The 13,107-nt window shown below is 41.4% G+C and carries 8 protein-coding genes; 3 read left to right on the top strand and 5 right to left on the bottom strand.

What is annotated here, in order from left to right; all coding sequences use genetic code 11:
• The first annotated feature begins 159 nt into the window (after positions 1–159).
• Positions 160–3,876 (top strand): magnesium chelatase subunit H, encoded by a 3,717-nt coding sequence (bchH, locus tag NIES1031_RS02960; RefSeq protein WP_073548026.1) that lies wholly within the window; start codon positions 160–162, stop codon positions 3,874–3,876.
• A gap of 61 nt (positions 3,877–3,937) precedes the next feature.
• Here the strand turns inward: bchH and NIES1031_RS02965 are convergent, their stop codons facing one another.
• The 4 genes from NIES1031_RS02965 to NIES1031_RS02980 all read right to left on the bottom strand — a co-directional run bounded on the left by NIES1031_RS02965 (position 3,938) and on the right by NIES1031_RS02980 (position 9,562).
• Positions 3,938–6,136 (bottom strand): clostripain-related cysteine peptidase, encoded by a 2,199-nt coding sequence (locus tag NIES1031_RS02965; RefSeq protein ID WP_073548027.1) that lies wholly within the window; start codon positions 6,134–6,136, stop codon positions 3,938–3,940.
• 233 nt (positions 6,137–6,369) lie between these two features.
• A complete protein-coding gene (locus NIES1031_RS02970) occupies positions 6,370–7,059 on the bottom strand; it encodes a DevA family ABC transporter ATP-binding protein (RefSeq protein WP_073548028.1) in 690 nt (229 codons plus the stop codon).
• Positions 7,060–7,109: 50 nt separating this feature from the next.
• Entirely contained in the window at positions 7,110–8,282 is a 1,173-nt protein-coding gene (devC, locus tag NIES1031_RS02975; protein ID WP_073548029.1) for an ABC transporter permease DevC, read from the bottom strand.
• A 92-nt stretch (positions 8,283–8,374) separates the two neighbouring features.
• Positions 8,375–9,562, bottom strand: coding sequence for an ABC exporter membrane fusion protein (locus tag NIES1031_RS02980; protein WP_073548030.1), 1,188 nt, complete (start codon positions 9,560–9,562; stop codon positions 8,375–8,377).
• Between the two features lie 1,140 nt (positions 9,563–10,702).
• On the opposite strand from NIES1031_RS02980, the gene NIES1031_RS02985 reads away from it, so the two are divergent.
• Positions 10,703–12,034 carry a ParB/RepB/Spo0J family partition protein gene (locus NIES1031_RS02985; protein ID WP_073548031.1) on the top strand — a complete coding sequence of 444 codons (1,332 nt, stop codon included), beginning with the start codon at positions 10,703–10,705 and terminating at the stop codon, positions 12,032–12,034.
• Positions 12,035–12,375: 341 nt separating this feature from the next.
• Here the strand turns inward: NIES1031_RS02985 and NIES1031_RS25915 are convergent, their stop codons facing one another.
• Positions 12,376–12,504 (bottom strand): hypothetical protein, encoded by a 129-nt coding sequence (locus tag NIES1031_RS25915; RefSeq protein WP_269085989.1) that lies wholly within the window; start codon positions 12,502–12,504, stop codon positions 12,376–12,378.
• 30 nt (positions 12,505–12,534) lie between these two features.
• Here NIES1031_RS25915 and NIES1031_RS24695 point away from each other — a divergent pair, with 30 nt between their 5' ends.
• Entirely contained in the window at positions 12,535–12,972 is a 438-nt protein-coding gene (locus NIES1031_RS24695; RefSeq protein WP_218596648.1) for a hypothetical protein, read from the top strand.
• Positions 12,973–13,107 lie beyond the last annotated feature (135 nt).

Here is a 13,107-nt window from a genome sequence, read left to right on the forward strand (position 1 = left end):
TCTTCTATCGCTAAGTGCTAATTACAAGTTTCCACGTTCCCGATTACCCATTAATCAGTTGCCAGTTACCAGCAATATGAGTCATTTTTTTTACGCAAGCACTCAGTTTGTAAAGATTTTCCCGCGTAAGATCAAAAGTAAGATGTTTGGGCTGAAGGTATGCAACGCATTGTTTTGATTGCGGGGTTTGAATCGTTCAATGCTGACTTGTACCGCAAAGCAGCATTGTTAGCGGAAGAACGTTGTCCAGAGTTGACGATTGAGGTATTTAGTGATCGCGATATCACAGCAAAACCCGATGCAGTCGCCGCCGCGCTGGCAGATGCCCAAGTGTTTTTTGGTAGTCTATTATTTGATTACGACCAAGTTTTGTGGCTGCGCGATCGCGTTCAACATATTCCGATTCGCCTTGTTTTTGAATCAGCACTAGAATTAATGAGTTTAACGCGCCTGGGGGCGTTTGCGATCGGTGACAAGCCTAAAGGAATGCCCAAGCCGGTAAAGTTCATCTTAGATAAATTCAGTCAAGGACGCGAAGAAGATCGCCTCGCTGGATATATTAGCTTTTTAAAAATTGGTCCCAAACTCCTCAAATTTGTTCCTGGGCAAAAAGTTCAAGACCTGCGCAACTGGCTGATTATTTACGGGTACTGGAATGCAGGCGGTGTAGAAAACGTTGCTGCCTTATTTTGGACACTCGCAGAAAAGTATTTAGGTGTCAAAGTTGGTGAGATTCCACCACCTGTCGAAACTCCTAATATGGGATTGCTGCATCCTGATTATCAAGGTTACTTTGAATCTCCGCGCGAGTATCTGAAATGGTATCAAAGTAGAAGTCAGGGATCGGAGGTCGCAGGTCAGAGTAGCGTAGGAATATTATTATATCGAAAGCACGTTGTTACGCAACAGCCGTATATTCCGCAGTTGATTCGCCGTTTTGAAGAGGCGGGATTCATTCCATTACCAATTTTTATCAATGGTGTCGAAGGTCATGTCGCAGTCCGTGACTGGATGACGACCGCGCATGAAACTGCACAACGACAGTCGGGGAATATTGAAACTCCTTCGTTATCACCGGAAGCTGTAGAAGTTGATGCGATCATCTCGACGATAGGCTTTCCGTTAGTCGGTGGTCCTGCAGGTTCGATGGAAGCAGGGCGACAGGTGGAAGTTGCAAAGCGGATTTTGAGTGCAAAAAATGTACCGTACATTGTTGCTGCACCGTTACTCATTCAAGATATTTATTCGTGGACGCGCCAAGGTGTAGGGGGATTGCAAAGTGTCGTGTTATATGCATTACCAGAACTTGATGGCGCGATTGACTCGGTTCCCTTGGGTGGATTGGTAGGCGAGAAGATTTATTTAATTCCCGAACGCGTACAGCGGTTGATTGGCAGGGTCAAAAAATGGATTGCTTTGCGTCAAAAGCCAGCGAGTCAGCGCAAGATTGCGGTTATTTTGTATGGTTTTCCTCCAGGTTACGGCGCGACAGGAACTGCTGCTTTATTGAATGTACCGCGATCGCTCCTGAAATTTCTCCAAGCGTTGAAAGAGCATGGCTACACTGTCGGAGACTTACCCGCAGATGGCGAAGAATTAATTCGTCAGGTGAAAGCCGCTGATGAAGATCCATCCCTGGGCAATGTTACAAATACTCGCACTTTAGAAACGTGGCTTGGTTATCTCAAAACATCTTGGATAGAAAAACATTGGAAATCATTAACAAGTAGTGGTATTAAAACCTATGGCAATGATTTTCATATTGGTGGCGTACAACTTGGTAACGTTTGGATTGGCGTACAGCCTCCACTCGGAATTCCTGGCGATCCGATGCGGCTAATGTTTGAGCGGGACTTGACACCGCATCCACAATATGCGGCATTTTATCAATGGTTGCAGCATGAATTTCAAGCTGATGCGGTTGTTCACTTTGGGATGCATGGCACAGTCGAATGGTTGCCTGGTTCGCCGTTGGGAAATACCGGTTATTCGTGGTCAGATATTTTGTTGGGCAACTTACCACATCTATATATATATGCAGCGAATAATCCTTCAGAATCGATTTTGGCAAAGCGTCGGGGGTATGGTGTCTTAATTTCGCACAATGTTCCGCCTTACGGTCGGGCAGGGTTGTATAAAGAATTAGTCACATTACGGGATTTAATCGCAGAGTACCGCGAAGATCCCGAAAAGAATTATGCTTTGAAAGCAGCGATTTGCAAGAAAATTGTTGATACAGGAATCGATGCCGATTGTCCATTTGAGGATGCAAAACGCTTAGGCATTGCGTTTACACCAGAAAATGCACGGATGTTTAGTAACGCGGCATTCAACCATTACTTAGTGCAAATGTATGAATATTTACAAGTACTAGAAAACCGCTTATTTTCCTCTGGATTGCATACACTAGGAGAAGCACCTACCGCAGAAGAATTAGCAAGCTACCTTCAAGCTTACTTCGGCGAAGAATTATCCGAAGAGATAATAGATGCGATCGCAACAGGCAAGTACGGGCAAGGCAATGCCTTGCCCCAACCTCACCAAAAATCCCATACCTTGCCCCAAGAAGCTTTACAAATCCGCGATCTTTTAGCCCAAAACACTGATGAGATCGCAAACCTACTTAGGGGACTCAATGGCGAATACATTCCGCCTGCGCCTGGTGGTGACTTGTTGCGCGATGGAATTGGTGTCTTACCAACAGGGCGCAATATTCACGCGCTAGATCCTTACCGAATGCCATCACCAGCAGCGTACGAACGCGGCAAAGAAATCGCACAAAAAATCATTGCCCAACACCTGCAAGAACACAAAACATATCCTGAAACGATCGCTGTAATGTTATGGGGATTAGATGCAATTAAAACGCGCGGTGAATCGTTGGGAATTCTCTTAGAACTTGTTGGCGCTGAACCGGTCAAAGAAGGAACAGGAAGAATTGTCCGCTACGAGTTGAAACCTTTATCTGAGGTGGGACATCCGCGAATTGATGTATTAGGAAACCTTTCTGGTATTTTCCGCGATAGCTTTGTCAATATTATCGAACTACTCGACGATTTATTTCAACGCGCTGCAACGGCAGACGAACCAGAAGAGCAAAACTTTATTCGCAAGCATTATTTAGCCCTGCGATCGCAAGGAGTCGAAAACGCTTCGGCACGGTTATTTTCTAATCCGGCGGGCGATTTTGGTTCAATGGTGAATGAAAGAGTTGTTGATGGTAACTGGGAATCGGGTGATGAATTAGGCAAGACTTGGCGCGATCGCAATGTCTTTAGTTATGGCAGACAAGACAAAGGTCAAGCGCGACCCGAAGTATTGACGCAATTATTGCAAAGGTGCGATCGCATTGTGCAGGAAATCGACTCGGTAGAATACGGTCTTACCGATATTCAAGAATACTACGCTAATACAGGTGGTTTAAAAAAAGCAGCAGAAAAGCAACGCGGAAAGAAAGTCAACGCCAGTTTTGTCGAAAGCTTCTCGAAAGATACAACTTTGCGAAATTTAGATGATTTATTACGGATGGAGTATCGTACGAAGTTACTCAATCCCAAGTGGGCGGAGGCAATGGCAAATCAAGGTTCGGGCGGTGCGTTTGAGATTTCCCAACGGATGACAGCTTTAATTGGTTGGGGCGGTACTGCTGATTTTATCGATAGTTGGGTGTATGACCAAGCGGCGGATACGTATGCACTCGATCCAGAAATGGTCGAGAAATTACGCAAGGCAAATCCCGAAGCTTTTCGTAATATCGTCGGCAGAATGTTAGAAGCCCACGGACGAGGTTTTTGGCAAGCAGATGCAGAGAAATTAGAAAAATTGCGAGAGTTGTATGAATTAGCTGATGAGGAATTAGAAGGCGTGACGGTTTAAATATAAACAACGCGATCGCCACACTTATGTTCACTTTTATATTCTTGAATAGTTAAGTCACTTACCAATGTGCCCAATTAAGAAAATCATCCCACGCAGTATTCTGGGCAAAACTGAGGTTAGAACTATGGTAATGACTCTCAGGAGAAAACCCTGCTGCTGAGAAGTAAATTGATAAGCCTGTACCTCTTTGATGAATCGAAGAGTAGTTTTGAATAATTGTACTATTGTAACTATTTAACGCTGTTTGAGCCGAAGTTCTAATGGTGTTTGTCATCCAAAAGTCATTAGCAACGTGATTCAAAAATGTCCCTAAATCGCGGTAGTCTAAATTTTCAAAAAACGCGGAATTATCTCGATGTACTTCTAAGCGGTATAGGTCAGAATAAGAAGCGTTATTCATAATAGTATGTGCAAATTGGCTAAGAGTTGCAGCTAAATTGTGAGGATTGCTGCTTCTCAAATTAGTTAAGTTAATTGCTGATAGTGTTTCTTCACAACCGTTGTACCAAGTAGAACTATAATGCTGTCCATAGCGGTTGACGATTGCGTTACCCAATCCAATTGCGGACATCGTCGGGTTTGCCCTCAAATCTGAAAGTATTGTGGTGTAATTCCATCCAGTGCCTGGAATATTTTCTTGAGAACCAACATAGACAGATGCATAGTCTCTAATTTGATAAGCAAATTCAGTCATTCCCATCTGACAAGCGTCGCAACCAACTAAGTCTATATTTCGTGCAAAGCTGCTTAAAACTCGACTGAGTTCACTAGCGCTAATACTATCGTTTGTAATATCGTCATAGGATACATTAAAGCCAGAACCGTGACCCCATAGCACCAGAGCATAATTATTAGCTTGGTAATTATTCATGCTCCAATTGATGAAATTTCTTAAGGTATTAGGGTCTCCCATATTGGCTTCACCAATACTAATACCACAACTTAAATCAGGATGACTGCCAGCCTGAATGAGTCCGCGCCGAGTATCTGTCCAATCACCGTAGCTGCTATTATATCCAGAGGTACGGTCAAATTGAAAAACGATATTAACGTTAGCATTTGAGCCTACTGTAGCCATTTCTTGAAAGTCTTGGATGCCAAAATCCTCTAGATCGTTACCTGCCATGTAAACCATGAAAGTCCAATTGGCACGAGTAGGTAATACAGCAGTCGCAGAGACATTGAGGTTGTAGTTGGTATTCGCTCCTCCCCAGGGAAAAACACGAATATAATAAACTCCAGCTTCTAATGTTTGGTTGATAATATCGGGTGTAGTACCACCATTAATAGAATGCTGCAACAAGTTTCCATCACTGTTGAATAATTCCACATCAGCATCACTACTCATGCCATTAAGGACAAGATTGAAGTTACTCCGGTTATTTAGAGTAAAGCGATAATAGTCATTGCTATCAGTGTTACCTACAAAGTTATTAGCAACACGGTGACTACTATTTAAGACACCGAGATTAAAAGCACTGTTGAATGTATTACCAGGATCGTTAGTGAGAGAAAAATTAACTGAAGTCGCACGACGTCCTTCAGAAAAGCCAAAAACTTCAAAGTGGTGTTGTGCTTGCTGGTAGCTAAAGCCTGCGGTTCTTAAATCAGTATTATTCGTTAAGTAAAATTGTACGTTAAACGATTCTGCAGCCGCACGTCCTTCACGAATTCCATAACGCTGGAAGTGTTCTAATAATTGCCAGTTGTTTAAGCCTGCTCGTGCTAAATCGGAATGATGATTGCGGTAATAATTGCTATCAAAGCTTACTGAAAATTGCCGCCCCTCTACTATTCCACTTTTCGCTAAATGTTCGAGTAATTGTTTATTATCAAAGCTTGCGTGATAGTTTAAATCGGTATTTGCTGCACGATATAATTTTAGGTCAACAAAAGGTGAGAAGCGCCGCCCTTCCATAATTCCATGACTGCGGAGATGCTCAAATACTTGCTCGTTGTTGAAATGAGCTAAATCGCGGTTATGAGTACGATAAAAGTTTAAATCTGCTAGCGGTGAGAATTTTCTTCCTTCACGTATGCCGTAGTTTTGTAAATGATTAAGCAACTGGTGATTATTAAAGCTAGCTAAATCAGAATTACTGGAACGGTACGTATTGAGGTTTACTATTGGTGAAAATCCACGTCCCTCGTTTAAACCGTAAGCTTGAAAGTGCGATCGCGCTTGCTGTTCATTGAAGCTAGCTAAATCAGAATGGGCACTTTGATAAAAGTTGACATCAAATACATCTACGGGCATAGGTTACAATCAGTAGTGATGAGATTGCCGTTTAAGATATTTCTAACCTATGCGCTAAAGCTCTTTTTACCTGAGTTCGGAACTAAATTTAATCGTATCTTCTTATTATGATGAATAAAGTTATTATTATGAATAAAGTTATTATTACGGAAAGAAGATAAAAAAATATTGATGTAAAATTACCAAAATTAACGATGTGATCTTCATGGATGCTAGATAAATCTACTCAAAGGCTACAACACGACTTCTTTGAATAATTTACCGTCTTCCATATAGATGGTGCGATCGGCAATGTCTAAAATCCGGTTATCGTGCGTCACCATCAAAATCGCGCAGCCTTGTTCTTTAGCTAATTGCTGCATCAAGTCAACGACATCTCTTCCTGATTTACTGTCTAAAGCTGCGGTGGGTTCGTCGGCTAAAACTAACTTGGGTTGACTGACTAAAGCCCGTGCGATCGCAACGCGTTGTTTTTGTCCTCCTGATAAATCAGAAGGGTAATAATTCACGCGATTTCCTAACTTGACAGCATGAAGCATTGCTTCGGCTTTTGCTTTGGCGATGCGATCAGGTTCGTTGTGCAATTCTAATGCCATTTGCACATTTTGTCTTGCTGTTAAAAACTCTAGCAAATTATGTGATTGAAAAATAAAGCCAATATGACGCCGTACTTGAACTAACTCATCATCACTCGCGCCATAGAGTGCCCGCCCTAAAACTTTCAAACTTCCTTCTTGAACCGAGCGCAAACCACCGATCAAGGTTAATAAGGTACTTTTACCTGAGCCGGATGGTCCTGTCATAATAATAACTTCTCCGGCTTTGATTTCCAAGTTTATATCTGTTAATACTTGGCTACGTGTTGATTTACTGCCGAAGTAATGATTGAGGTTTTTGATGTCAACTATAGATTGTTCATCCATAATTAATATATATTGTTTTCATATAAAAACTAATGTTATTAACACTGTTTCTAAAAAATATCTGCGGGGTCAGCAGAGCGGAGTTTTCCTATTGAAAAGAAGCCTGAAGTAAAACACATGAGCGTAGCTGATACTAAGACGGCTATGAGCTTACTAGAACTCATGATTACTGGTAACTGAGTTGCGTTGCTAGCAACATCGTATAATCCATAGGAAATAATAAGTCCTGGAATATACCCTAAAACTGCTAACAATAATGCTTGCTGAAATACAACATCAAGCAAATATTTGTTTTTAAACCCCATTGCTTTTAAGGTTGCATATTCCATTAAATGATTAGAAATATTACTGTACAAAATCTGGTAAACAACAACGACACCAACAATAAAGCCCATGATCACCATTAAGCCGAAAACAAAACCGATCGGGGTTCTCACTGACCAATAATCTTTTTCAAAAGCTATGTATTCGCGGCGAGTAAAAACTGTGACGTCGTTGGGTAAAATTTCGCTTAAAGCTGCTTGCATTTGCTTGACGTCAGCACCTGGTTTTAGCGTGACTATACCGATATCAATTCGGTCTGGGGTTCGGTCTTGAAAAATTCTTAAAATTGTTGCATAATTGACAATTAAATTGCCGTCAACTCCAAACGAAGGACCTAGTGTAAATAGTCCGCCGATGTTGACTTGATAACCAACGGTGCCATTATAAGGAAATATTTCAACAGAAACAGGTTCATTGTGGCGAAAATTTTCAACAATAGGACCAAACTCAGGTCTTGAAGCTTGGTCAAATAAAACTCGGTTGGGAAACTTGAGAACGTCGAGATTTTGCGTAACCTCTGGAATGTCAAAAGCGGGAAATGCTGGGTCAATACCTAAAACATAAATAGGATTTTTTTCGCCGTTTTGAGGGTTTTTAAATTTAGAAAATTGCACGTATAATGGGCTAATTGATTCGACACCATCAAAACCAAGAACTTGATACAAACGCGATCGCGGAAAGCTTTGTTGAGATGTCAGCGATTTATATTGCGAACTAATAATAAATAAATCGCCTTTGAGTTTTTGATGCACTTGTGTCGCACTTTCGTAAAGCGCATCTTGAAAGCCAAGTTGCATGAACATCAAAACGACGACAAAAGCAATACCTGCCAAAGCGACAATGAAACGTACTTTTTGCCGTGCTAGTTGTAACCATGCTAAAGGAATTTTGAGTAGCATGAGTCTGTTAACCCTAAATCAGTTGCGAGCAGTTGTGGGTAACTGGTAATTGGTAATAAAATTCAAACGCCAGTAGTTTTCCTATATATTAGTTAAATGTTAATTGCAACTTGAACTTGTAAATTTGTTAAGCCAGCAACTCTTTGGTTGTCCTCTGGGTTATCGATGCGGATTCTGACTTCAACAACTCGATTGTCTGTGTTGGCGGTTGGGTTAGTACTTAAGACTTCTTGGGAATTGACTTGTAACCCAATGTGAGTCACTTCTCCGCTGAGAGTTTCAGACAAAGCGCTGCTAGTAATCGTTGCTTTTTGTCCTAGACGAACTTTAGCAATATCAGTTTCATAGATTTCGGCTACGGCGTACATTTGGTTTGTTTGACCGAGTTCTGCGATTCCTCGATTACTGACAATTTCCCCAGGACGTGTATGGATTTTTAACACTTGAGCGTCTTTCGGTGCGCGGACATACGATAAGTTTAGATCAGCTTGGGCTTGGGTAACTGCGGCGATCGCACCATCAACTTCGGCTTGGGCGACTTGCACATCGACTGGGCGCACTTCGGCGGTTGCGGCTAAGGTGGCTCTTGCTTGGCTAATTTGTTCGCGGTAACTTGATGTTGTTCGATTTAATGTAGCGCGGGCTTCGTTGAGTTGCTGCTGTAGGGTGGCGACGGGTAAGCGTTTGCTATCAAATAAAGAAGCTGAAATTGCGCCTTCTTGATATAAGTTTTGATAACGCCGATACTCAGCTTGAGCATTATTCAACTCAGCTTCTAAGCGTGCGATCGTAGCTTGTTGTGCTGGTATTTCTCCTTGTAACTCAGCTTCTAAGCGCGCGATTGTGGCGCGTTGGGCGTCGATTTGTCCGGTTTGTGCGCCTGCTTGAACTCTTGCTAACTGCGCTTTGGCAATTTTAACCTGCTGCTGTGCGGCGATTAAAGCTGCGCGTCGCGGCTCGTAGGTATCAAGAATCGCAATGATTTGTCCAGCTTGAACGCGATCGCCTTCTTGAACTAAAATTTGTGACACTCGCGCGCTTTGGGCTGACGTTGGCGGCGATAAGCGAATGACTTCGCCTTGTGGCTCTAAACGTCCTAACCCAGTCACCGCAATTCTTACTGGAGTAGGATTCTCTGTAGTGGTAACGACACTCGGAGCACTCGCCCTAAATCTTGTCAAATTATAAATTGAGAAAATCCCATTGAGTATAGTCAAAAGCGCAACTACACCAATCAACCACTGATCTTTTATTTCTCGCTCACGTTTCTTCTGAACCATAACTTTTTTTTTCCTGATCCGGTAGTTCAGATAACAGCGTAGATCCCATCAGAGACTCCGCTACAGAAAGTTTCGACATGGATACATCAAGCTTTATCGACGTCATTACCTAAAATCTAGCAATAGCTTGACAGGTTGCAACCAGAATATTTGTTAATCTCATCACCATTACTTATTTTTATTGAGTCGGATTGCTAACAAGGTTGCGGAATGAGCCGCAATGAGTAGTAATTACAGAAGTCGGTAACCAAGACGACAAAAAACTTTATTCGAGGGAATTGAGTCATTTCGGGAAACGAGTTCTCAATACCTACTTATTGCCCAAAATTTATCTGTGAGAATGACTAAAACGGTCTACCCCTGGAGGAATTATAACTAATTTTTTCCGTTTGTAAATGAGTATAGCTGAGCAATTTTTAAAGTATAGTGAATGGGTCGATAACTAAGCTGCCTGCGAAGACAAGCGGAACGTAGAGACGAGTTTCTCTAATAAAGTGATAAATAAACTTGCAAAAGAATGTCTTTGTCAGCCTTTTCTCGGTTCAGCATTGTGAAAAATTGGCTTTGCTCAAAAGGACAAGTTTAATTTTTGGATTTTATGCGTTCTTAGGAGTATCTCACAGTAGGCAAGTGAAAAAAAATTTGTTTGTCGTACTGAAATGATGCTTGTCGTTTTGACGCAAGCAAGTGGAGAAAGTTGAAGATAGACTTAAGGATTTTTAACACAACTAGTATTCATAAATAGTTGATAGTAGTTATGTGCTTTGCAAACTGACTAGCTAGCTTCACTACGTCGCAAGAACAAGTGAGATTAGGTAGCTAGATTTCATTTAGCTGCTAGCATTGAGATATCTATAATAATATAGAATTTTGATATACAAAGTTTTTGTGGAGCTATCTTAGGTAGGAACTTTACGAAAATTGGTTTGTTCGTATATATTGTAGTCTAGTTATATAGAGTAAAGCTGTACTAACACGGTTTACCCTAAACAACAATGTTACAATCAACTAACTGCAATCACAATTATAAGATTTGTTAAAGTTGAGCTACTGAACATAGTGCTATTTATTGAGTGTAGCTAAATTTATTAATTATTTTGATTAGCGTGTTAATTACTATAATGGAGATACACAACACTAATGCCTATTGTCACCATCGCTCAGATTAAAGTTGGTCTCAATAGACGTCCGCTCAAGCAACAAAAAGTTATTGAACTGATAGAGTCGATTAAGGCTAATGGGCTATTAAACCCAATTACAGTCGATCAAGATTTAAATTTAATTGCTGGACTGCATCGGTTGACAGCCTGCAAAATGCTCGGATTAGAGCAGGTTGAGTGTAATATAATTACTTGTGCAGATTCAGCGCACGCGCGGTTAGCAGAAATTGATGAAAATTTGATTCGCAGCGAACTAGATGCTTTGGAGCGCGCAGAATTGTGGCTAGAACGCGATCGCATTTTAGAAAGCTTGCAACTTCGAGCCAAACCAGGAGATAATCAATACACCTATAAAGGTAAAGGCAGTGAAACGATTTCACCACCTCCAAAGACAACGTTTGAGCTAGCACAAGCGGTAGGATACACGGAACGAACGTTTCAACAAGGAAAGCAAATTGCCAAAAGCATTTTGCCCGAAGTGAAAGAAGCGATTAAAGGAACGGCGATCGCCAAAAGCACAACCGCACTACTAAAAGTTGCGCGCGCCGGAAGCAAAGAGCGCGAACAAGCAGAGAAAGCCGAAAAAGCAATTCAGGAAGCTCAAAAGCAAGAAGAACGCCAACGCCAAGCGCAATTAGCAGATGAAGCTAGAGCCAAGCAGCGAGAACTACAACTACAAACACTGCGCAATGTGGCAGCACAGAAGGCGGCGAAGCTGAAAAAGAAAGAATTACGCAAGCACTTACAACCACAAGCAAAAGAAATTACTCCTCAAGACGTTTTGAATACTCAACCTGGCGATCAGTGGCTTTTAGCACGACACTTAGTCTATTGCGGCGACACCGCGAGTGATGAGTTTATTCGCTGTTTACCGTCTCATGCGGCACTGGCGATCGCCACTCCCTCGACAATTTGGCGACATGATTATTTAATCGACGAAGCGCGCGTTGTTGCTGTGTTGCGCATGGCGGGGTACATTCATCAATTCTGTACGCAGCAACGGATGCCTTTTCAATACGAGTTGTTGATTGGTGAGATTTATGTTGCGCTGTTTTCTTACTCTTCGCTGATGGCACCCCAAAACCTGATTGAAGTTGAAGGTGTCGAAGGCATTGTCGCATTTTTGATAAGTTTGTACTCGCAAGAAGGCAACTTTGTGTTAGCGCCATTTATTGGACACGGCGAAGCGTTAATTTGTTGCGAACGAATGGGGCGAATTTGCTTTACAGGTGATCTTGACCCGCAGCACGTTAGTCAAGCGATCGCACGTTGGCAACAATGGACGGGAAGGCAGGTGCAAAGAGGAAGCTGACATCATGTTTATCGTGGTATCTTTTCGCGGCAACGTTTCCGGAAAAGTGCTGAAACTTCATCAAATCTTTACACAAATCCCCCAAAAAAGCCGATTTTTATAAAGATAGTGTAAAGTTGTGGTGAGGTGCCTAGATATCGTGATAGTTTCGTAAGCAATTTATAGACCAGCATAACTACTGCAACTTGCCGTCACCGATTGTTAATTAACTGATAGAACGATAGAGAAAAACTTGTTGTAACTAGAGTAAGTTTTGAACATAGTTAAATAAATAAGTCAAATCTCTGTTACGTTCAATACAGAAATTAGCAAAATAGCGCAACTAAGATGCTGGCTAAAGCTTAGAAAATTACATAGCCATTAGGATGAAGTGCGATCGCCCCTTGTTCGCGTTCAATTCCTTTCGTCAACATGAGTAGGTAAACCGACACTGAACAAAACTGAATAAAGATATCTGACGAATTCAGCACTTTTGAGATAGTTTAGGAACCAATAATTTTTTGGCAAAGCCAAATGACAACAAATACATAAAAAAATTGTTTTTATCTCAAACGTTTGCTAGAACACAGTATTTATATTTGTTGAGAATTATGATAAGTTCCATAGATATGCCAGTTCAGGTAGCTAAAAACCGACTATTTTTTTTAAAAGGGTCATTTATGGCATTCATCAAAATTGAAAATGTTGTCATCAATACCAACTATATTGCTGCGATTAAGCTTGATAATCAAACGATTTCTGGTGAAAGCAGCGTTTCGCTCCTGATGGCTACTCCGAAGCTTCCTTTGTTTCAAATAGAAGGTGCTTTCCCGAATCACTATCACTACGAATGGATTGACTTTGTAGGTAGGGAAGCAAAAGCGCTCAAAGATTATTTTACTAGCTTTAATAATGTAATTGATTTACTACCACAACCTTGTAAAGTCAAAGAAATGTAATCTCATTCGTCATTACTAAATAAATCATTTAAGTTTGTGCTGCAAACAAGTAGACCTAAGCCTATGTTTGCCTGCAATATTACCGTTGCATTATCACAGTTACACAACGAAATCAGAAATTGTGAAACAGCATTG

The organism is Chroogloeocystis siderophila 5.2 s.c.1 (assembly GCF_001904655.1).
In the GTDB taxonomy this organism is placed as follows: Bacteria; Cyanobacteriota; Cyanobacteriia; order Cyanobacteriales; family Chroococcidiopsidaceae; genus Chroogloeocystis; species Chroogloeocystis siderophila.